The organism is Pontibacillus yanchengensis Y32 (genome assembly GCF_000770635.1).
In the GTDB taxonomy this organism is placed as follows: domain Bacteria; phylum Bacillota; class Bacilli; order Bacillales; family BH030062; genus Pontibacillus; species Pontibacillus yanchengensis.
The window spans coordinates 83,160-105,736 of the sequence record NZ_AVBF01000004.1 but is presented as its reverse complement, the minus strand read 5'-3'; the positions used below and the strand labels follow the sequence as shown (position 1 = coordinate 105,736).

The following is a 22,577-nucleotide window of genomic DNA, read 5'->3' as shown; positions in this document are numbered from 1 at the left end:
CTCTTTAATCTCGTATTTTGTATCCTTTTCTAGTAACCTAGTGACTTCTATCTAATTAATCCTTAGCATTCAGCCAGTAATCATAAGCATGTATTACATACCCTTTATAGGATGATTTTTTCTGAAGTTGTTCCTCTGTTTGCTCGAGAGCCTCTTCCATTTTTTCTTCTCCTTCTTCGTGGAAGGATATATGCTCTACGGCTTCATTTTGTTTCATTTCAACAGAAATGACGATACGTTTATCTAGGTTCGTCGCAAATTCCATCTCTTCTTTCGAAACGTCTAAAATTCCACCAGCACCTTTCGCATAGTCTCTAAAGGCCATGATAGTGGTGTGGTCTAATTGGTTTATCATCCACCGACTAAAAGAAGAGTTCTCTTCGCCAGGGACTTCATGATCGTCTAGCCACATAGCTAAATCAACACTTGTTTCTAGTTTGGAATTCTTCTTCACCTCGTCTACAAACAACTCAATATTCTCTTTCCAAGTACGTAATACTCCGTTTTTATTCTCAGACCACTCAGGTAATACGTAAGGTTCAATGTCGAGGTGGATGCCATCGAATTTCTGCTCTTCTGCTACGGTATTATTGTAGGTTGTGACGTAGTCAATAAACATTCTTAATCGTTCTTCGCCTTTTGCTAGAGCCCAATTTGGATGACCGCCCATAGCATGTACTTCAATTCCAGCTTCATGTGCTCTCTCTACAAAGCTCTTATAAGCCGAGAAGTCTTTTCTGCGATCTAAACGGGTGTAAAGAAAATTAAGGTTCTTTTCTTTCGCAAATTCTAGGATTTCGTCAGGAGATTCAATTAGATTACTAGCATGCCAGATATAAGTCCCTTTAACGGATTCTGGCTTTTCGTTAGTAGACTCGTTAGATTCATCAGTTTCTTCAGGATCATCAGCATGTTCTTCTGTGTTGTCCTCAAGAGAAGTCCAATGACTGTAACGGTCTATAGCGAAACCGACATAGGAGGGTTCTTCTTTTAGGTGGTGTTCTAATATATTTAGATGCATGTTCATGTTTCCAATACCTTCTTCATAGAAGGAAACATAATCTTGCCCTGTGTTTTCCAGCGTGATGCCGACTACGATTTTTTTATCGAGCTCATTAGCAATTTCTAGTTCATCTTCTATTAAGGAAACGACTCCGTTTTGACCTTCAAGCGTATCACGAAAAGCTAATATGGTAGTGTGGTCAAATTGGCTAATCAACCACCTGTTAAAAGTGGTGTCTGGTTGGTTTGGGGTCTTCACTTCATCTAACCAAAAAGGAATGGAGGCACTGGTTTCTAACGTATTGGATTCCTTCACATCTTCATTGAATAAACGTATATTGCCTTTCCATTCCTTAAGAATGGTTTTAGCATTCGTGTACCATTCTTCTAGAAGCTGCGGTTGGATCTTAAGATGAATACCTGTGAATTGTTCGTTCTGGTTCACCTCATTGTTGTAGTTCTCAACCCAACTAGAAAAGTCAAGCAATGCCTGCTTATTGGATGAAAGAGCCCAAGAGGGTTTACCTCCTAATGCGTGCACATCAATGTTTGCTTCTGATGCTTGGTGGATGAAGTCTTTGTATGCGGAAGGGGATTTCTTGGTGTCGACTTTGAGATAAATGGTATTAATCCCATTCTGCTTACTTCTTTTAATAATATCTTCTGCTTCGGTTTTAAGATCGGCTTCCTCTACCCACAATGCATTCTTTTTTTCTTCAGGATTTGACCAACCTGTTAAAAATATTGAAATGCTAATCAATAGCATGAGATATATCGGTTTTTTGTTCATAGTTTTCCCCCACTTTTTTAATAGATGAAACCGTCGTACCTTTACCTCTTTTAATGAAAAAAAGAGAGAATACGTTTTTGGTTTTGCTCCCTCACTACCCCAAGGGGGAGTTATTAGTCTCCGAAATCTTCAATATCAAGTATTTTTTAGACAAAAATACTATATTTTTTCTACATTATTTTACTTCGTGTTTTTCGGAGGTACCGAAATTCGATTTCGGTACCCTGGGTGAATGCTTTCACAAACGAACGCAATAATGGACTGGTGCTAATGTAAGCGCATAACTAATGTGACTTCTCTGCTGAACATCTACACCCCTTTCTTTGAGCGATTTTCGGTAGATTTCATTCACGCCGAAATGAAAATTCGTAACTCCGAACTACGGTTTTCGATGAGAAGCCATGAAAGGCCGTGTTAGGGTTAAAACGTACTTGAAAATAATGCACCTTAAAGGTAAATGTTTCGACATATTTTTGCAACATTTTTCTTTCTAAAATATGGAAATTACAATGAGTTATGTTTTTCCTTCATAACTTTCTATTGTAATAGGAAATCTTCTTTACTTTTTCATGTGTAATAAGGGAGGCATGAACCATCGTTTGGAAGAGAGGAAAAAGCATCCTGATTCTTCTCCTATTGCTCACCATTGGCGGTACAGCTTATTTCAAAGTGTTCGCTATGGAGAGTATTGAAAGGAAAGAATTAGAAGATGGTACTCAAATAAAATTTCGAACGACGAATAATGATATTGAAGTCTATAAGAATGATTCATGGTCACCTCTTTTTATTAAAGGTGTAAATCTAGGCGCAACGTTACCTGGTGAGTTTCCTGGCTCGTTACCAATTACCAAGGATGATTACTTACGTTGGTTTGGCATGATAAAAGATATGGGTGTTAACACAATTCGGATTTATACCATTCATAAACCAGTCTTTTATGAAGCCCTAGTTGAATTTAATCAACGTCATGGAGAAGATCCTCTCTACTTTATGCAGGGAGTGTGGTCGCCAGTAAATCTACTAAAAGAGCAACAGGATGCACAATCACCTGAAGTAACAAAAGCTTTCAAAGAAGAAATTAAAAGGGCAGTTGGTGCTGTTTATGGAGACATCACCATTCCAGAAAAGGATGGTAAAGCAAGTGGAAAATATACCGCAAATGCTGGTCAGTATTTACTAGCTTGGCACCTCGGAACAGAGTGGGGGCCAAAAACAGTTCAGAACACGAACGAACAGCATGCGGATGCTGCACCTGTAGAGGGCGACCATTTTAAATCCAAACCGGATGCTGCTGCTTTTGATAAATGGCTGGCTGAATTACTGAATTACACAGCTGAATTAGAGAAGAAGCATGGTTGGGAACACCCAATGACCTTTACGAATTGGGTTACCACAGATCCATTAGAGCATCCAAAGGAACCTTTACCAACAGAAGATTTAGCAAGCGTTGATGCGACAAATATCGAGACCGAAAACTGGAAAGCAGGCTATTTCGCCTCTTATCACGCATATCCGTATTACCCAGATTTTCTCCGTTTAACTGATAAATACAATGACATTAAGAATGCAGAAGGAAAAGTTGACCCTTACAAAGGCTACCTTCGAGAGTTGAAGGATTACCACGAGGGCATGCCGATTATGATTACGGAATTTGGGGTGCCGTCCTCACTCGGTAACGCTCACATTGGAGCGTTAGGAAGAGACCAGGGAGGTCATACCGAGAAACAACAAGGCAAGATCAATACAGACTTGTTAAACACCATCTATCAAGAGGATTATGCTGGAGCGTTAGTTTTTGAATGGCAAGACGAATGGTTCAAGAAGACTTGGAACACGATGTCGTTTGAAGAAGCTCACAGTAGACCTGATTGGTATAACTATCTATCAAATGAAATGTCATATGGACTATTAGGAATGTATCCAGGGAAAGAGGACGACATTCAAATTGATGGAAAGCAAGAAGATTGGCAAAAGCTTAAGGATAAAGAAAAGCAAGACCTTACGCCTAATATGGACGGTTGGAAGTCAATCACTGCTACTCACGATGAAGGATATATGTACATTACAGCCAAACTAGAAGACGACTTTAACCCAAACGATGAAAATCTATATCTAGGTGTGAACACCATTTCAGGTGGCATTAAGCAAGGTGGGCCACTACAAGACTCCAAGCTTAATGAAGGATTAGAAACACTCATCCGATTTGGTAAGGAAAAAGAAAGCAAGGTACTCATTTCTTCTGACTATGATTACCATAATCAGCTATATGAAGGAGAAAAAGGAAAAGTCGAGATGTCGACTGATACCGGCACATTCCAGCCTTGGCAGCTACCAGTAAGTTTGAAACTGGAGCCTCCACACGCTAAGTACTCTGTACCTTTTCAAGAAGTCGAGGTAGGCAAGCTGCCAAAAGGAACGGCAGGGGAGTTTGATAGTAAAGATTATCAACCTCAAGCGCTATGGCAATCAAAAGGCAACGTAATCGAGGCAAAAATTCCGTGGGCTTTGCTTGGATTTTCAGATCCTAGTAAACGAAACGTTGTAAGCTATGAAACACACAAGCAAGAAACGGATGAATTGAAAACGAAGAAGACAGAAGGAATTCAGTTCGTGCCTTGGACAGTACAAGAAGGTTCAAGTAAAGCAACTGGCCTGAGCGAAGAACCTTTCCCTGTTACAGAGCTTCCGTTATACAAATGGGAGCCATGGACTAAGGTTCAGTACGCTGAACGAAAGAAAGAGAGTTATTACGAAATGCAAGAAGCCTTTGAGCAATTAGAAGAAATCAAAAAATAGGGAGGGGAACCAATGTTTTTTAACCTACAAATGGCCTATTGGGTTGTTTATGGTTTGCTGGCAATCATGGGGATCTTAACCATAGTCATCATGGGAATTAAATTTAGAAATGCCAGAAATCAGAAAAAAACAGAAGAGTCTCTGCAAAATTTTCAGAGTTATCTGGACTATGTCCAATCACAACTTGATGAAGAAGATCGACTACGGACACCCAATCAAAAAGTAGGAGACTTCGACAAAAAAGTACTTCAAAAAGTACTAATCGATTGGATTCAGCGTCTATCTGGTGTGCACCGAGATAAGTTAATCACACTATGTCATGATTTAGGATTAATTGATTTCAACTTAAAACGAATCAAAAGCTTCTCTGAATTTAAGCGTTTAGATGCAGCCTACTATCTTGGCAGTATGCGAAGCTCAAAAGCAATTCCACATTTATTCAAAATGTTAAAGAAGAACAAAGAAGGTTCTGAAGCCTTTATTATTGGTCGCTCTATTGCTCAAGCTGCTGATGAGCCAAAAGATGTTAAAGAAATGCTGACCTACTTGGCTAAAGAAGAACGAAACAATTACCACTTACTAGCAGATATCGCAGGCGAATCTACACTAGATTTAAGAGTGCAATACAAACAACTATTAACTAGTGAAAATAAAGAACTTGTGAAGTTAGCTCTATTAGGATTATCTAATCAAACTGATTCTGGAATGGATTCCAACGTTCGAAACTATGTATATGCCAAAGACAAAGAAATTCGTATGAACGCTGTGCAACTCCTGATTACATCTGGTGCTTGGACATCAAATGATATAAAGAAGATGCTTCATTTTAACGATTCAGACGTTCGGGCATTTGTAGCGCAATGGATTGGAGACTCTGGAGTTGTTCAATTTGCTGATCAGTTGCGAGAGGGGGTTAAGGATTCGGATAAGATTGTAGCCCGTACCTGTGCTAAGAGTCTATTGAAGCTTGGCGAAACAGGCTTTATCAAACTATGTGACGTAACGGTTCAGAACGAAGGTCAGCCCGTTGCCGACCTCGCTTTAGAATGTATTCAAGAAGACCTGAAAGAAAGCTCTGTTCAAACAGGAAACATCGAACATGTTACAAGCTACAATCAGAAATTGTACTTGTATCAAAAATACTTTGGTAAAGATGAAGGCTTAACACAAGCGATATAAGCAGGAAGGAGAGGAAAATGAGAGAGATACTATTTGGTTACGGGATATTCGCAATGTATTACGTAATCGCCATTAACACAATTTATTTAACAATCATTCTATTTTCCTTTAATAAAGTTTCCTCCATCTTAAAGGGAACCCTTTATTCAAAATATCAATCCTTATCAGGATCAAAAAACGTACCACCAATTTCCGTACTAGTCCCAGCATTTAATGAAGAATTAACCATTATAGAAAACGTCAGATCACTACTTGCATTACACTATCCAAAATATGAAGTCATCGTTGTGAACGACGGTTCAAGTGATAAAACAGTCGAAGTAATAACAAAGGAATTTAACTTGAAATACTTCGCTCCGTCTTCCATCGAGAAGAAAGTAGAAACCGCTGAAGTAAGAGGCATTTATTACAATCCAAACTACCCAAATTTATATGTAGTGGATAAGGAAAATGGAGGTAAGGCAGATTCCTTAAATGCTGGAATTAACTTATCAAACTACCCACTCATTGCATCAATCGACGCAGACTCTCTACTAGAAAAAGATGCTCTAATTCGTATGGCTAGAAAGTATATGGAAAACCCAGAACAAAACGTGGCTATTGGCGGAAATGTCCGCATAGCTAATGGTTGCAAAATCGAAAATGGCGTTGTAAAAGACGTGAACTTGCCGAAGAAACTACTTCCGATGCTTCAAACCGTGGAGTATATGAAAGCATTCCTTGGTGGCCGTATTGGCTGGAGTAAAGTGAATGGCTTAATCATCGTTTCCGGTGCATTCGGAGTATTCCGAAAAGATTACGTTGTGGAAGTAGGAGGCTATCGCGGGGGTTATCCTGGCGAAGATATGAACATCATTATCAAGCTTCACCGCCACATGCTAGACAACAAGCTTCCTTACAAAGTCGAATTTGTCCCTGACGCCGTGTGCTGGACACAAGCTCCAGATAGCTTCAAGATCCTCGGTAGTCAACGTAAAAGATGGGGACGCGGTAACTTAAAGAATATGATTGATGAAGGACGCCACATGTTCATGCGACCAAGATACAAGATTATGGGACTATTAACGATTCCATACAACATTATATTTGAAACGCTAAGTCCGTATTTCCGCATAACAGGATTATTGGCTTTAATCGGGTACACGATGATGGACATGACAGGTTGGAAGATTCTCTTAGCATTTAGCTTAGTCAACATCGCCTACGGAACATTGTTAGGATTAGGCTCTCTATTAATAGAAGAGATTGCCTTCCAGCGTTTCCCTAAGGTAAGAGATTTCTTCAAGATGCTTGGATACACCGTGTTAATGTTCTTCGGATATCGCCAACTAGGTATCCTATGGAGATTCCTTGGTCAAATTGATTACTTCCGTAAGAATAACACCTGGGGCACGATGACAAGAACGAGCTGGAACGCAGAGGATAACAAATCAGCGTAATGGATTGTAGCTAACACACTTTGTACAGCTTTTAGAGGATGAGAGTAGAAGTTTTTGGCGCTTATTTGTCTAGCTCCAGCGCCTACCTCCTCGGGGTCTTAAGTCAATCCTCGCTGTGGCAAAAAACGCCACTTCGAGGCTTGCCTTAAGCCTGTCGGAGGTAACCAAGGCGCTTACGCTTTTCTTTATAAGAAAAATGAGGAGGAGTTTGTAATCATGGCACAAAGTCAACATGTCGGTTCACGTATCGTAAAAACATTTAACCATTTTCTTCATTATTATCAAGAAAGCAAATTAGCTTGTGGTGTTATTATCGTTCGCGCTGATTTGAATGAAAAGGAATTAGAAAATCTTCAAAGCTATATGGAGCAAGAGGAACCAAAAGTAGGAGCTCAGTTTAGTTATGATCAATCAGAAGGTCTACTTGGGATTCTTTTAGATGATTGCAACATTGGCTACACGCATTTTTATTCCCTATTCATTAAAGATTATCTAGAGCAACAAGGTTGTCTAAAGGGCTCCCTTCTAGTAGGGAGTTTCCCAGAAAGTAGTGATCACGCGGAGCAGATGCTGTTCAGTATGATTTGGGAAATGATGGACAAGCCTCAAGATCAACACACGATTGAACTATTTCAATATGACCGTCCCAGCAAGCAATGCAACCGTTCCATCCTACTGGTAGATAGTGATGAAAGTGTACTTGAAATTCTATCCTCCTTTTTACGAGGGAAAGGATATGATGTGCACACTGCTCAGGATGGAAAAGAGGGATTAAATCAATTCGAAAAAATCGTACCTGAACTAGTCATCACCGAAATTAACCTATCTGCTTTAGGCGGATATCAATTTATCAATCAGGTTCGCGATTCCGAAGCTGCCACGCAGATTATGGTATTAACGAATAAGCATTTAGAAGAAGACATGAAGCGAACATTTGAATTTGGCGTTTCCGAGTATATGACGAAGCCATTTTCCTTAATCGAAATTGAAACTCGTATGAAAAAATTATTAGAACATTCTATGTAAAGCTAGTTTGGTTCTTTAGCAATATGTACCGTTCGTTTGATTCTGTTAACTATAATTCATAGTAAAGAGAGGGATTTAGAATGAATTTTTATAGTCAATTAATTCAAAAAATCGATGAGAAGAAAGCAAATATTGGAGTAGTAGGGATGGGTTATGTAGGCCTGCCGCTAGCAGTGGAAATGGTGAAATCAGGATTCACAGTATGCGGGATTGATCTTTCTGAAGATAAGATTAACCAATTAAAGAAAGGTCATTCTTACATTCAGGACGTTTCCCATGAAGAAATGGAAGAAGTGATTTCTTCCAATCGCTTTCTTCCTACAACAGACTATGAGGCAGTTAAAGAATTAGACGCAATTAGTATCTGTGTGCCAACACCACTAAGCGAAAACCAAGATCCAGATACTTCCTATATCACTGGTGTCATCAACAGCATTAAGCCACACATGAAAAAAGGTACGCTGATTACACTTGAGAGCACAACGTATCCTGGCACAACAGAAGAATTAATTCTAAACGAATTTACGAAAATGGGTTACGAAGCTGGGAAAGACTTCTTCCTATGCTACTCTCCTGAGCGTGTAGACCCAGGTAACGAAAAGTATAATACGCAGAACATGCCTAAAGTCATCGGTGGAACAACAGAAAAATGTACGGAGTTAGGCGTTAAACTATATAGCCATTATGTTGGCAACGTAGTACCTGTTTCTTCTCCAAAAGTAGCCGAGATGTCTAAGTTACTAGAAAACACCTTCCGTAGTATCAACATTGCTTTCGTGAACGAAATTGCAATGATGTGTGAACGTATGGATATCGACGTTTGGGAAGTAATCGATGCAGCAGCAACGAAGCCATTCGGATTCATGAAGTTCCAGCCAGGACCAGGAATCGGCGGTCATTGCATCCCGTTAGATCCTATGTATCTATCTTGGAAGGCAAAAGGATACCGTTTCTATAGTAAGTTTATCGATCTAGCACAATCGATCAACAATAACATGCCAGATGTTGTCGTAAGCAAGACATCTCAGGTGTTAAACCTTGATGGCAAATCCATCAACCGTGCGAACATCTTAATTCTTGGTATGGCTTATAAACCAAATGTGGCAGATTTACGTGAATCTCCAGGTCTATATCTATACGAATTGTACAAAGAAAATGGAGCGAATGTGCAGTATTTAGATCCTCACGCTCAAAGCTTCATTGATGATAGTGGAGATGTTGTTCATTCCGTACCGTATATCGAAGATCAACTGAAGCAATATGATTGCATGGTACTTGTAACAAATCATGGTGATTTCGATTATGATCAGCTAGCGAATCTAGGTGTACCAATTGTGGACACTCGTAATGCCTTTAAAGACTATGATCAACAGCATATTCATAAACTTGGTACGTCTTCAAAGGTATTTGATCGTCAGGATTCAGTAGCGCTGTAAGATAATAGTTTTATAGAAGCATTGTGAAAAAAGAGGGTTAACCAAAACTACTATTTTATAAAACAAGGAAGGATGAATCATTATGTGCGGAATCATTGGTTACATTGGAGCAAGAGAATCACAGAATATACTAGCAAACGGATTAGGTAAACTTGAATATAGAGGTTATGATTCTGCTGGAATCGCAGTATGTGATGGAGAGTGCATCCAAACGGAAAAAACAGTTGGACGTCTAGATAATTTACAAGAAAAACTGATTGAATCTCCGAAGCAAGGTTCACTAGGTATTGGTCATACCAGATGGGCAACACACGGTCGTCCATCTAACGAAAACTCTCATCCTCATACGGATGAAGAAACAGAATTCGCAGTCGTTCACAACGGCATCATTGAAAATTATCTAGATGTAAAAGAAGAGCTAATCGCAGATGGCGTAACATTCACATCGGAAACAGATTCTGAAGTTATCGCTCACTTATTCTCTAAACTATACGACGGTGAAATGATTTCTACTATCCAAAAAGTCGTTCAAAAGCTAAAAGGTGCTTATGCCCTAGGCGTTGTTACAAAAAATGATCCAGACACACTTTATGCTGTACGCCAAGCAAGCCCGCTAATCGTAGGTGTTGGGGAAGACGAGAACTTCATTAGCTCTGACATTCCAGCACTTCTTGAGCATACACGCGATATGCTAATCCTTGAAGATGGCGAGATTGCGGTTCTAAAAAGAGAAGGCGTTTCTCTATTAGACTTAGAAACAGCTAATCCAATTGAGCGTGACGTATTCAAAGTGGATTGGGACATGGAGCAAGCGGAGAAGAATGGCTTCGATCACTTCATGCTGAAAGAAATCTTTGAACAACCAAACGCGCTTCAAAAAACAATGACTGGTCGTTTTGATGAAGAAAGCAATAAAGTAGACTTCCAAGAGCTTGATTGGACAGCTGACAAAGTAAACAATTGGAACAAAATCTATATTGTAGCTTGCGGTACAGCTTATCATGCGGGACTAATCGGTCAAAACGCGATTGAAGAATTAACGCGCATTCCAGTATCTGTAGAGATTGCTTCGGAATTCCGTTACCGTCGTCCAATCATTGATGAGAACACACTAGTAATCGTTGTGAGCCAATCTGGTGAGACAGCTGACACATTAGCTGCTCTTCGTCAAAGTCAAAAAGTAGGCGCAGAAGTACTTGGTATTACAAACGTTGTAGGAAGCTCCATTGCCCGTGAAGCGGATAACGTCATCCTAACTATGGCTGGACCAGAAATTGCGGTAGCTTCTACGAAAGCATATACAACTCAGGTTCTATCTTTCTATCTACTAGGTGCTTATGTTGCACAAATGAAAGAAATGATTTCTGATGAGTATCGTGAACAACTTGTAAAAGGAATTCAGGCGATTCCATCTCAAATCGAAGAAGGACTTGAGCATACAAAAGGACTTCAATGGTATGCAGAATCTATTAAAGATTCCAAGAGCGTATTCTTCTTAGGTCGTGGATTAGATCATGCTGTAGCTTTAGAAGGTTCCTTAAAGCTAAAAGAAATCTCTTATATCCACTCTGAAGCGTATGCTGCAGGCGAACTTAAGCACGGAACGTTAGCGCTTATTGAGGAAGGAACTCCAGTAATCGCTCTTGCAACGCAAGACGAAGTGTACGAGAAAATGCTAGGTAACATTGAAGAAGTAAAAGCACGTGGTGCACAGGTTATGGGTGTAGCAACAGAAGGCAACATGAAGATTTATCAATATGTAGATGAAACGTGCTATATTCCAGCAACGTTATCTCTATTAACACCGCTACTATCCGTAGTTCCATTGCAGATCATCTCTTATTACACAGCTCTAGCACTTGGTAAGGATATTGATAAGCCAAGAAACCTTGCTAAGAGTGTAACGGTAGAATAATCAACCCCAATACTAGGATAGAAAGCGAGTGCATGGCATGACGAAGACGTTGGAAAGAAGACGCGAAGAGATGTTAGATGAAGGTTTATTACTAGGAATCATGCAAGGAATTAACCAAAAAGTCGAAAATCAAGAAATCGTCCAGGATGCACAGCTTATCGATGAAGTAATTGATTCACTAAAGCCCTTATACGGCCGCTCAAATCAGTAGAGGCTATGAAGGCAATCAGTATAGATTTAGTGTAGAACAGAATGACAAACCTATCGGGGGGATACGATGACACAAACATTTGCCGTCGTGTTAGCTGCAGGAAAAGGTTCTCGTATGAAATCAGACCTGCCAAAGGTGTTGCATCCTGTATGTGGCAAACCAATGGTGCAGCATATCACAGATAAATTAACGAATCTAAACTTCAACCAAATCGTAACGGTTGTAGGTCATAAAAGTGACATGGTCAAGAAGCAACTAGGTGACACGGTTAGCTATGCCATGCAAAATGAACAGCTAGGAACAGCTCATGCTGTAAAGATGGCAGAAAGACAACTAGCAGAAAAAGAAGGAACAACCTTAATTATTACAGGAGATACACCTCTAGTGACGGAAGAAACACTAGAGGAACTCCTGAAGCATCACCAAGAAACCAATGCATCAGCTACTATTTTGACGATGAATACAGAAGATCCATCTGGATACGGACGTATTATTCGCAACGAGCAAGGCCAAGTGGAACGTATTGTTGAGCAAAAAGATGCTTCAGAGGAAGAACTAGCTATCAAAGAAGTCAATTCTGGTATCTTCTGTTTTGATAACAAGCAGTTATTCACTTCCTTGCAGAAGGTGAGTACGAACAATAATCAAAGTGAGTACTACCTACCAGATGTAATTGAAATCTTGAAAAATGAAGGAAATATTATCTCGGCTAGTAGTACAGATGATGTAGAGGAAGGACTAGGCGTGAATGATCGCCTACAGTTATCCAATGCTGAGCAAATCCTTCGTAATCGAATTCTAGATTTTCATATGAAAAACGGAGTAACCATTACAGACCCAACTACTGCTTATATCGAAGCCGATGTGACCATTGGGCAAGATACGACAATCGAACCAAGAGTCCACCTTCGTGGTAAAACGAAAATTGGCTCTAGCTGTGTTATTGGTCCAGACGTAGATCTAATTGACTTTGAAGCGGAAGACAAAACAAAGATTTCTAATTTCTCTATGACCAATGACTTATGCAAAATGCCGATTGGGAATGAATGATGCAGTAGCTATACTTCCCGTTCAAAGGAGAGGGCTTTTCTATGAACGATCGAAAACAAGCACTCCTAAACACCCTTCAACATCGAAGGAAAATAACCATCATCATGGTACTACTCATTAGTCTAGGTATTCTTACCACAACTACATTTATGGGTGGTGGAAAAGAAGAAGTGAAAGCGACATGGATATGGGATGTAGAACAAATACAGGAAAACCCCGAAAAAACAATTTCGTTTGCGAAACAGCAAAATGTGAACCTTATTTACGTTCATGTAAGCATTAACGAGTTTTCACCTAAGCTGTATCGTTCGTTTATTAAAGAAGCTAGTAAACAAGACATCAACGTTTATGCCCTCGGAGGAGATCCTACTTGGGCATTAACAAAGAATCAAGATAGCTTGGACAAGTTTGTATCCCAAGTAAAAAACTACAACCGTGTTGTTCCGGAAGAACAGAAGTTTGAAGGTATTCATTTAGATGTAGAACCGTACCTTCTTCCTGAATGGAAAAAAGATCAGAATGAAGTCATCGAACAATGGCTGATGAATACCGCATCTGTAGTGGACCAAGCAAAGGCTAACACAGAGTTAGCGGTAAGTGGTGATTTTCCATTTTGGGTTCATAAGTTGAACGTTCCTGGTAGCTCGCAGAAAGTCAGTGAATGGATGTTGAATAAATTAGACTCAATCACGATTATGGCTTATCGCGATTATACAGAAGGAACCAACGGAATTAAAAGCATCGTCACACCATTAGTCGATCAAGCTCACCAACACAACAAATCCGTCATTGTTGGAGTGAACGTGATCGATACGTCAGAAGGAAGCCATACGACCTTCCATGGAAACGAACCAGGTCAAATGGCAACCGAGCTAGACAAGCTGGAAAACCAGTTTAACGACCATGGTGGCTACGCTGGAATAGCCATCCATGATTATAAACATTGGAAGACCAATGTACATTAATCTTTTTTCTCCCTCCCCCTTTTATAAATAAAAACCACCCTGAAGGTATGGATAGTTCATACTGGAAGGGTGGTTTTTTGTTATTGGGGTATGCTTATGAAATTTGATAAAATGTTTTTCCTTATAAATAAGGAGCAAAACGCCCAAATGATTTCCGTTCAAGGCTACTTCTTAGTATGAAAACAGTTCTTCAGCTTGGACATTGAAATTCTTAATGACCTCTGATTGAACCACTCCGTAATCTTTAACCACATTTTGTTGCTGATAATTTCCCTCTTCGTCCAGTATATAGAGTTGTATTGTGTTCAATAGGGGGTTTACAATCCAATATTCTTTTACTCCATAATCCATATATAAGTTTAGCTTTATTACTAAGTCATGTGATTGATTTGAGGGGCTAATAATTTCGATAATGACATCAGGAACACCTACAAAACGTTGTTCATTAAGTCCCGTTTTATCACAAATTACTGATAAATCAGGGATGATGATCTGAGAAGTGTCTTTTTCATCATTCTTTAATTCAATATCAAAAGGAGCAGGAAACACTTCGCACTCTGAGCCATCCAAAGCATTGAATAATGTTGCATGTAAACGACTTGAAATTCGTTGATGAATGGTTGAAGGAGATGGACTCATAAATACAAGTCCATGTATATATTCTAACAATTCTTCTGTTTGTTCTCTCATCTGAAAGAACTCCTTTTTTGTAACTACATCGTCATTTGCTAAACTCATATCAAGGTACCCCCTTTTTTGAAACTTGAAATTCATGGTTGATTTTATTATACGATGAACTATCACAGACCTCAAATTGGGGTTTTTATTTAAGATTTAGTTGTAACTATTTAATGGAAATCATACAAAAGATTTAAAAGGTTTCTTATCAGTCCCATTTATGACTTGGATTAGAGTATATACGAGAGTAAATGAATGAGAAGGTATATTTATTCGTTTTTATTAAGAGGCTTTATTCCAGATAAGGGCCATAATCTGGAAGACTTGAATTTGAGATAATTGTATGAAAATGGCATGGTTTTTATCATATGATATAATTAAAATTAAGAATAACGATGTTTTAGGTGGTGAATTAATTATGCTTGTACACAACGAAAATTCAAGTAAAAGAAAGTATGGTTGGGTTGATCAATGGGCTAAAATGACGGGAGAAAGAGCTAAAATAGATGCTAAAGTAAACAATACCTACATTGTTTATGCTACAAAAGATGGTTTAGTCAAAGAATTCCCTAATGGTGAAGTGAAGCCATATACAGGAGAGGGACAGGAAGAATCAAATGAGCTCTAGTGACAAACCCATAATGTATGTTTTTGCAGGGAACAACGGAAGCGGGAAAAGCACAATACGAAATCTAATTATAGACAAGATTGGTATTGAGACGAATATAGATCCAGACGGAATTGCGAGACATTTAGATCAATCTAACCCTGAGTCGAAGAGGGCAGAAGCTGGTCGGTCAGCCATCAAATTAGCCAAAGATTGTATCAAAAATAAGAGGAGTTTCTCTGTAGAAACGACACTTTCAGGAAAAACATTTTTACAAAGAATCAAGATGGCTCGAGAAAATGGTTTCGAAATAACGATGTTTTATCTTGGATTAGAAGATGTTCAACAGAATATTAAACGAGTTGCTTTGCGAGTTCAAAATGGAGGACATCATATTCCCACGGAAGACATCCTTAATAGACATGTGAAGTCAAAAGAAAACCTAATTAAAAACTTGCCTTTAATAGATAATCTAGTAGTGATGGACAATAGTAATTTTAACGGTGAAATTGTCTTAGAGGCTTATGATAACTTCATTGCATATGAAAGCAATGAGCTACCTGAATGGGTTCTTCCAATTAAGGAAAAATTGAGAGGTTAGTATTGAACTTCATAAAACTGTCTCATAATAAGGCAGTTTTATAATATCTTGAAATCAAAGATTCATGATTAGGGGCGCAAATCTGTAATAACAGAGGTTGCGCTCTTTTATTTAAGAACTAAAGTAGAAAAATAATACTAAAATAGAATGGATATTTATGTTAATCTGAAAATGTGTTAAATATGGGGGGCATTTTATGATTACCAGTATCGGAATTCCGGGATTAATATTGGCACTTTTAATACTCGCAGTATTTATTGGCCTAGGAATATTGATTATTAAAAGAGTAACACAAAGAAGCAAAAATCCAACAGATGATTTAAATGCTGAAATTACAAACCTTAAAAAGAGAGTTTATGAACTTGAAAATGACAACAACTAATTATTTCTTCGACTATAGAATGCGTTGTAGGTTGAAGAATAAGATCAAACATAACATATAAATATAAAATAGGAAATGATTTACATGAATAAAACGAAAAGTTTGTCGACAAAAACCGAAGATAACATTGTGGGAATAATACTTATTTGTATTGGAGTAGTTACTGTGGCTACAGAAACAAAAATGTACATGTTGCCTTTAGCACTAGGTGTTTTAATACTTAAAGTAGCTCTCGATTTCTTAGTTGAATCAAGGAGAAAAGAAAAAAGATATATTGAGTCTCTGAAAGTTTCTTTGATTGTTTTGTTACTGATTTTAATATTCTATTTATTAAGCATTTACACTCCATTCTTCTAATAAAGAGCACGAATCTAAAATAAACAGTAAAATAAAAGGCCATAAAATATGCAATGTTTTATACAAAACGGCGAGATAAATAAAAAGCTCAGAGAATATTCTCTGAGCTTTTTATAATATAATCTACTAAAAAATCATATGCGCAATGAGCGTGATAATCGGTAGCGTAATAATCGTACGTTCTAGGAAAATGATAAATAATTCTCTTAAATTGATTGGAATGTTTGAACCTAGCAATAGGCCACCGACTTCTGACATATAGATCAACTGCGTTACAGATAGGGCTGCGATAATAAAGCGGGTCATCTCGCTTTCAATAGAAGAGCCAATCAGTGCTGGTAGGAACATATCTGCAAAGCCTACTAGAATGGTTTCCGAAGCGGCGCTTGCTTCTGGAATTTGCATCAGTTCAAGCAATGGAATAAATGGCATGCCTAGCCAGCTGAAAACAGGTGTATATTCTGCAATCACAAGGGCTATAGTCCCTAATGCCATGACAATTGGAGCGACACCCATCCACATATCTAAAATATTTTGCGCGCCGTTTTTGAAGAAATCCTTCACACTTGTTTGGGTTTTCGATCTTTCTAGTGCTTTATAATAACCCCAGGTGAGGACGTTATAGCCCTGTGGGGATTTCGGTTCTGGCTCGCCTTGTTCGCCTGTAATATACGTGTTTTCCTTTTTGGAAAGCGGCGGGATACGCGGCATAATAATCGCAGCAATCACCCCGGATAATAATACCGTTCCATAAAAGGCAGGGAACATATGGGAGAGATCAACCTCATCAATCACTACAAGCGTAAACGTAATCGACACGACGGAGAAGGTTGTACCTATAATCGCTGCTTCTCTTTTCGTATAATGTCCTCCCTGATATTGCTTGCTTGTTAAAAGAACACCAATCGTTCCATCGCCTAGCCAGGATGCCAGGGAGTCAATAGAGGACCTTCCAGGTAGCTTGAAAACCGGTCTCATAATCACGGTTAACATCGTGCCAAAAAACTCTAGTAAACCGAAATTTAGTAATAACGGTAAGAATAATCCTGCAAATAGAAATACAGTAAATAACACGTGTAATAAACTATCTAATAACAAACCACCAGTAGCACCTGAATAAATAAACTCAGGACCGGTTTTAAATAAGGTAAGAATAGCAAAGATAGCACCTAAAATACGGACCAATGTCCATATGGCAGACACATCGAATAAGCCTTGGAAAAATGGAAACTTCGCTAAGCGATCCCCGCCCATTGCTTTGACAACGATGGTGGCTATCGCTGTAATCGTGATAATAATTGTCATAATAGCAGAAAGCTCGTCCGCTAAACGTACCTGAAGTAACTCAGCAAAATACGCAACAGGTATCGTAAAGCTTTCTTCTCCTTCTATTTCTACTTGAAATGGCACCATAAATAGTAGAATTCCAAGTAAAGAAGGAACAATAAATTTAATATGATCAGTCGTTTTAAACGGGAATTTGCTCTTTTGATTCATGTTGAAGTACCTCCTAAATAAGGGCATCATAAGTATGCAACGCTATTCATTTTAATACACACACGCACAAAAATCTAATAAAAATTTATGGTAATGAATAGTTATACATGGGATGAGGGACCTGTCCCCCCATCCCAGTCCCTCCGTCTCATTCTGTAGCTAAGAGATGCTTGAAATAGTCGTTCAATTTAGATTGATAGATTTCCCATTCTTCTGAAAGGTATGGGCATTCTCTTAGTTGGTCATAAAGATGACGAATATCGTTTTTTTCACGTTTCGTTAGGATATCGAAATCAAATACATAGGATTGATTAAGGTCATTCGGTTCGAATTTCACTAAGCCTTGTCCGTATTCGCGACGACTTTCTTTTAGAATTTCTTCCGCAATATCTGTGAGGAAGTAGGCCATGATAATCGGTATGTCTTGTTGGTACTTTTCATGGATATAAATACTATGAAAAGGGGTTAGATGGACAATTCCTGCCTCATTACGGACAAACTGTAATTTCGTTCGATTGAACGTCCGAAACCAAATTGGAGCTGGATCCCGAACTTCAGCTTTATACCATGGAGAGCGGTGCTTCGTTAAGTATCGCAGATGAAACTGATGTGTTTCTCCGTACTGAATATAGTTAATAATGGAATCATCAAGCATCTTATCAGGCTGAAGATTGAGCAACGTGACAGGTGCATGTTGTTCAAACAATCCCTGCCAATGTTCATTCGTGAAAAAGGGTGTTTTTACTTGTTGGGCCTTTGTGATACACGGTATCCAATAGGAAGAAGAAAGATGTCGACCTTGAATATCACTCTTTCTCAAGCAAAAGAAATCATTCGCTCCTGTTGCAATGCCCCTGGTTGCATAACCGAATTCAGTGAATGGTTTTACATGTTGCAGACCACGAAGGATGGAAGGCTGATAATAGCTCCGCCACTTCTTCGTAGCATCTAATGTATCCAAGGAATAACGCTTTCCTAAAGGCTGAGTAGTGTCCATTTGAGCAGCTATGTATGTATGAACGTTGGGTAAATCTTCTTGTGAGTACATACTAATAAACTCCACCGGGTCATTTGAGGAGTTCCGTTCACATAATAAAATAACCGATGTTGTGATAGCATCTTCGAACCAATTTTGCTGGAAATCCGTAATCACGACATACTTTAGTAATTTTTGATCGAGTAGATACTGCTTTATTTTCTTTCCATAATCCGCATTCAAAAATTCGGATGGAACGATGAATGCAGCTCGCCCTCCTTTTTCTAATTGATGAAGCCCTTTTAATAAAAACAGATTATACATATTCGTATTTCCGGGCAAGCGAAGTCCAAGTTGCTCTTCAAAGTTGCTTAGAATAGCTTGTTTATGTTGGTGAGTGGACATTTTTAAATAAGGAGGATTGGCGATAACCGCATCATACATTTGCTCCCAATCTTCTTCTAAAAAATCTGCCTGATGAAAGTGGATGGTTTCAGATGAATCTAGTCTATCTTTTGTACACTGCACCATAGCCTCATCAATATCGTAGACGTCCCAACTTGTATGTGCCACCTCATCTACAGAATGATACATGCTAGGGAAAATCCCCAATCCTACAGCAGGATCCAGCACAGATGAAGGATTACACCCAGCAATCCAACTGATCATGAGACTAGCAATATTCGGTGGTGTGAAGTATTGTCCCCATTTTTTTCGATGCGTGGTGCTCGTTTGTTTCCTATAGTGTTGTTCGGGTGTCATTGCCGCCATTGTAAACGCTCTCCTCAGGTTATTCGCTTATATCTATTGTAACGAATCAATTAAGCAATCTCATTAAAAAAAACATAATTGGGAAAGCTGAGACTATTGAAATTAGAAGGAATAGGGAAAAGGTTCTACAATGAAAGAAACTTGTTTATAAATGAGGGATTATTGTATGCGTTCGTTTGCAACACCAAAGGTAGTCGTTAGTAAATGCTTAGAATTTGATCATGTTCGGTACAACGGGGAGTTAATTCCAGATAAAGTCGTGCAGCGTTTGAAACCTCACGTCACGTTCATGCCTGTGTGTCCGGAAATGGAGATAGGATTAGGAGTGCCAAGAGATATCATTCGTATTGTTAGACAAGGGGATGAAGAGAGACTCGTCCAGCCTTCAACAGAGAAAGACCTTACGGAAGACATGAACGCTTTCTCAAAAGGATTCCTGGAAGCACTGTCTGATGTAGATGGGTTCTTACTAAAAAATCGTTCGCCAACATGTGGAACGCAAGATGTGAAGGTGTACGATAAACTAGAGAAATCTCCGGTAGTTGGAAAGACAAAAGGATTATTTGCCCAAAATGTATATGAGTACTTCCCAGGGCTCGCTATCGAAGAAGAAGGAAGATTGAAAAACTATCGAATACGAGAGCATTTCTTTACGAAACTGTTCACGTTAGCTGAATTTCGAGAGCGAAAGCAAGAACCTTCCATGAAAACTCTTGTCGAGTTCCATTCCAAAAACAAATACCTCTTCATGGCCTATAATCAAAAAACGTTAAAGGCGATGGGAAGAGTTACAGCCAATGCGGATAAGAAGCCAGTAGAAGAAGTGTTTACAGAATACGAAGAGCACCTGCAATGGATGTTCCGTCAGCTCCCGAGTAGGAAATCGAACGTAAACGTTTGTCAGCATATTATGGGGTACTTTAAAAACGATCTGACAAAAGGGGAGAAAGATTATTTTATGGAGGAACTCAATAAATTCTATGATGAAAAAATACCATTGAGCGCTGTGTTGAGCATATTAAAGTCATGGGTGATACGCTTCCAAAATGACTACTTAATGCAACAAACGTACTTTGAGCCTTACCCGGAAGACCTGATAGAAATTAGCGACTCAGGAAAAGGACGCGCTTACGCGTAATAAGATTAACATGAGAGAAGAGAGCCTGCCTGTGGTAGGTTCTTTTTTTATGTTTGGCTTTGTCGCACGTGTGCTCGAATTCACTGGTGGGCCTTTGCGAGCGAGTTTTCGAAATCAGGAGCGACTTTCTGAATATAGGAGCAACTTTCTCATTTTTGGAGCGACTTCGTTCATTTTCCGAGCAACTTTTCCAAAATAGGAGCGACCAGCCCCAATTCTCTTTCTTGACTATGTTTCCGGCCCTCCCAACATCGCAGGAGGTGGCAGTGGAAGACGAGACTCCAGCCAGGTATAGGCATAACCACTCATTTTCAATATTATATTAATAAAATAACGCTTACATTGGATTTTATCGTTTTAGTAAAATAATAGCTGGGAATCCCTTCAAATGACACATATCATCGTTGAATAGTATTAAAATTTTTGGAGGAATTAATTATGTCGAGAGGAAAGAGTATTCATGCCTTAATCATCCTGATGTTCACGCAGTTCATATCAGGTGGCGTTACAAATACAAAAGGAATCGTTTTAGACCAGGTGGAGAAGGACCTTGGTCTTGATATGAGCCAATTTGGGCTTGTCGTTTTTATATTCCAGCTAGGTTTCACGTTAGCAAGTGTACTGATCGGATATTATACTGATAAAAAAGGTTTACGTCTGATGACGATTATTGGCTCGATTATTATGGGGCTTGGCTTCTTAGGTACAGGGTTGGCACCGAACATTCTCTTCTTCCTAGGATTCTATATGATTGTAGGTTTTGGATTAGGATCGCTTGGGGTCGCCTCGAATGCGATTGTTCCAGCAGCTTATCCTGAGAAACAAAATCAAATGTTTAATTTCGCGATGGGGGTATATGGTTTAGGAATGGTAATCTTTCCACAATTCCTTAACTTTATGTTCCAATTTGCGTCTTGGCGTTATTTTTATATAGGAATTGCTGCATCTCTTGTGGCGGTTATCATCTATATTACATCTGTAGCGTTTCCAAGTGGGAAGGTTGAGAAGATTAATTTGAAATCATTTATTCCGATGTTGAAGGATGCGCAGTTTGTGTTTCTACTGTTTTTCTTAATGTTTGAAGTTTCAGCTGAAGTGTCTTTCATGAACTTTTTCCCAACCTATTTGAAATCTCTTGATTTAGGTGGCATCTCTACGGCAAATAAAGAGGACATGGTTGCGACGATTCTGTCTGTATTCTCTATCTTCTTTATGGCTGGTCGGTTAGGAGTTGCTTATCTAACAAGATGGGTGAATGAACGGAAGATCCTGATTATCTTTTCTGCAGGTTCTTTATTAATGGTAGGACTAAGTTTCCTCGTTGCAAATAGCTTCCCTTATCTATTTGCAGGTGCAGGCTTCTTCTTCTCTACCCTTTTCCCAACAGCTACAGCCTTTGGAACGAAATTATCAAAAACAGGTGGCTCTGCACTGGGCCTAATATACATTGCCGCAGGTATTGGCGGCGGTATTGCAGGTTATATTGTCGGACTTGCCTCTGAAATATTTGGTAAAGTTGGTGGCTTTAGTGTCGTCATTATCTTCTTAGCTCTAATGTTGATTACGTCGTTCTTTATGAATTCAAAAAAATCAAATCAACAAGTAGAAGAAACACATGGGGTTTCCTCGTAAATATGTAGCACATGGACAGCGTTCATGTGCTTTTTCTTTTGCCTAGGGCTGCGAAGGATAATTGCATGACCTCCATTTCAATTGTAAAAAATATATTATTTTCTTACTCAAACATAAACTCGATTGTAT

The 22,577-nt window shown here is 38.9% G+C and carries 19 protein-coding genes; 15 read left to right on the top strand and 4 right to left on the bottom strand.

All coding sequences use genetic code 11. From position 1 onward, the window contains the following. Positions 1-55 precede the first annotated feature (55 nt). On the bottom strand, positions 56-1,792 hold the full coding sequence (locus tag N782_RS02870) for a hypothetical protein (protein WP_036815877.1): 1,737 nt from the start codon (positions 1,790-1,792) through the stop codon (positions 56-58). 636 nt (positions 1,793-2,428) lie between these two features. Between N782_RS02870 and N782_RS02865 the strand changes: the two genes are divergently transcribed. The 9 genes from N782_RS02865 (at position 2,429) to N782_RS02825 (ending at position 13,809) form a co-directional block, all read left to right on the top strand. Then, positions 2,429-4,588 carry a hypothetical protein gene (locus N782_RS02865; protein ID WP_237582496.1) on the top strand — a complete coding sequence of 720 codons (2,160 nt, stop codon included), beginning with the start codon at positions 2,429-2,431 and terminating at the stop codon, positions 4,586-4,588. 12 nt (positions 4,589-4,600) lie between these two features. Then, a complete protein-coding gene (locus N782_RS02860) occupies positions 4,601-5,767 on the top strand; it encodes a HEAT repeat domain-containing protein (RefSeq protein WP_036815874.1) in 1,167 nt (388 codons plus the stop codon). A gap of 17 nt (positions 5,768-5,784) precedes the next feature. Continuing rightward, positions 5,785-7,206: a glycosyltransferase family 2 protein gene (locus tag N782_RS02855; protein ID WP_036815873.1), complete on the top strand. Its 1,422-nt coding sequence runs from the start codon at positions 5,785-5,787 to the stop codon at positions 7,204-7,206. 216 nt (positions 7,207-7,422) lie between these two features. Further along, positions 7,423-8,232, top strand: a complete 810-nt coding sequence (locus tag N782_RS02850) for a response regulator transcription factor (protein ID WP_052111132.1) — start codon at positions 7,423-7,425, stop codon at positions 8,230-8,232. An 80-nt stretch (positions 8,233-8,312) separates the two neighbouring features. Next, on the top strand, positions 8,313-9,668 hold the full coding sequence (locus N782_RS02845; RefSeq protein ID WP_036815871.1) for a nucleotide sugar dehydrogenase: 1,356 nt from the start codon (positions 8,313-8,315) through the stop codon (positions 9,666-9,668). Positions 9,669-9,750: 82 nt separating this feature from the next. Next, positions 9,751-11,583 carry a glutamine--fructose-6-phosphate transaminase (isomerizing) gene (glmS, locus tag N782_RS02840; RefSeq protein WP_036815870.1) on the top strand — a complete coding sequence of 611 codons (1,833 nt, stop codon included), beginning with the start codon at positions 9,751-9,753 and terminating at the stop codon, positions 11,581-11,583. 37 nt (positions 11,584-11,620) lie between these two features. Then, positions 11,621-11,794: a hypothetical protein gene (locus tag N782_RS21430; protein WP_161783067.1), complete on the top strand. Its 174-nt coding sequence runs from the start codon at positions 11,621-11,623 to the stop codon at positions 11,792-11,794. 66 nt (positions 11,795-11,860) lie between these two features. Beyond that, positions 11,861-12,844 carry a bifunctional UDP-N-acetylglucosamine diphosphorylase/glucosamine-1-phosphate N-acetyltransferase GlmU gene (gene glmU / locus N782_RS02830; RefSeq protein WP_052111131.1) on the top strand — a complete coding sequence of 328 codons (984 nt, stop codon included), beginning with the start codon at positions 11,861-11,863 and terminating at the stop codon, positions 12,842-12,844. Positions 12,845-12,885: 41 nt separating this feature from the next. Continuing rightward, entirely contained in the window at positions 12,886-13,809 is a 924-nt protein-coding gene (locus N782_RS02825; protein ID WP_036815867.1) for a hypothetical protein, read from the top strand. A gap of 171 nt (positions 13,810-13,980) precedes the next feature. Here N782_RS02825 and N782_RS02820 read toward each other — a convergent pair whose 3' ends face one another. Continuing rightward, positions 13,981-14,547, bottom strand: coding sequence for a Uma2 family endonuclease (locus tag N782_RS02820; protein WP_036815865.1), 567 nt, complete (start codon positions 14,545-14,547; stop codon positions 13,981-13,983). A 283-nt stretch (positions 14,548-14,830) separates the two neighbouring features. Here N782_RS02820 and N782_RS02815 point away from each other — a divergent pair, with 283 nt between their 5' ends. The 4 genes from N782_RS02815 (at position 14,831) to N782_RS02800 (ending at position 16,434) form a co-directional block, all read left to right on the top strand. After that, positions 14,831-15,115 carry a hypothetical protein gene (locus tag N782_RS02815; RefSeq protein ID WP_237582501.1) on the top strand — a complete coding sequence of 95 codons (285 nt, stop codon included), beginning with the start codon at positions 14,831-14,833 and terminating at the stop codon, positions 15,113-15,115. Further along, positions 15,105-15,695 (top strand): ATPase, encoded by a 591-nt coding sequence (locus N782_RS02810; RefSeq protein WP_036815863.1) that lies wholly within the window; start codon positions 15,105-15,107, stop codon positions 15,693-15,695. The genes N782_RS02815 and N782_RS02810 overlap by 11 nt, the downstream gene beginning before the upstream one ends. Positions 15,696-15,891: 196 nt before the next feature. Continuing rightward, complete coding sequence (locus N782_RS02805; RefSeq protein WP_036815860.1) at positions 15,892-16,077, top strand: hypothetical protein; 186 nt, start codon at positions 15,892-15,894, stop codon at positions 16,075-16,077. Between the two features lie 84 nt (positions 16,078-16,161). Then, positions 16,162-16,434, top strand: coding sequence for a hypothetical protein (locus N782_RS02800; RefSeq protein ID WP_036815859.1), 273 nt, complete (start codon positions 16,162-16,164; stop codon positions 16,432-16,434). Between the two features lie 126 nt (positions 16,435-16,560). Here N782_RS02800 and N782_RS02795 read toward each other — a convergent pair whose 3' ends face one another. Then, positions 16,561-17,931: a YjiH family protein gene (locus tag N782_RS02795; RefSeq protein WP_036815858.1), complete on the bottom strand. Its 1,371-nt coding sequence runs from the start codon at positions 17,929-17,931 to the stop codon at positions 16,561-16,563. Between the two features lie 148 nt (positions 17,932-18,079). Beyond that, positions 18,080-19,678: an HsdM family class I SAM-dependent methyltransferase gene (locus N782_RS02790; protein ID WP_052111130.1), complete on the bottom strand. Its 1,599-nt coding sequence runs from the start codon at positions 19,676-19,678 to the stop codon at positions 18,080-18,082. Between the two features lie 166 nt (positions 19,679-19,844). Between N782_RS02790 and N782_RS02785 the strand changes: the two genes are divergently transcribed. Beyond that, on the top strand, positions 19,845-20,816 hold the full coding sequence (locus N782_RS02785) for a YbgA family protein (RefSeq protein ID WP_036815857.1): 972 nt from the start codon (positions 19,845-19,847) through the stop codon (positions 20,814-20,816). A gap of 438 nt (positions 20,817-21,254) precedes the next feature. Beyond that, complete coding sequence (locus N782_RS02780) at positions 21,255-22,448, top strand: MFS transporter (protein ID WP_036815854.1); 1,194 nt, start codon at positions 21,255-21,257, stop codon at positions 22,446-22,448. The last annotated feature ends 129 nt before the right edge of the window (positions 22,449-22,577 follow it).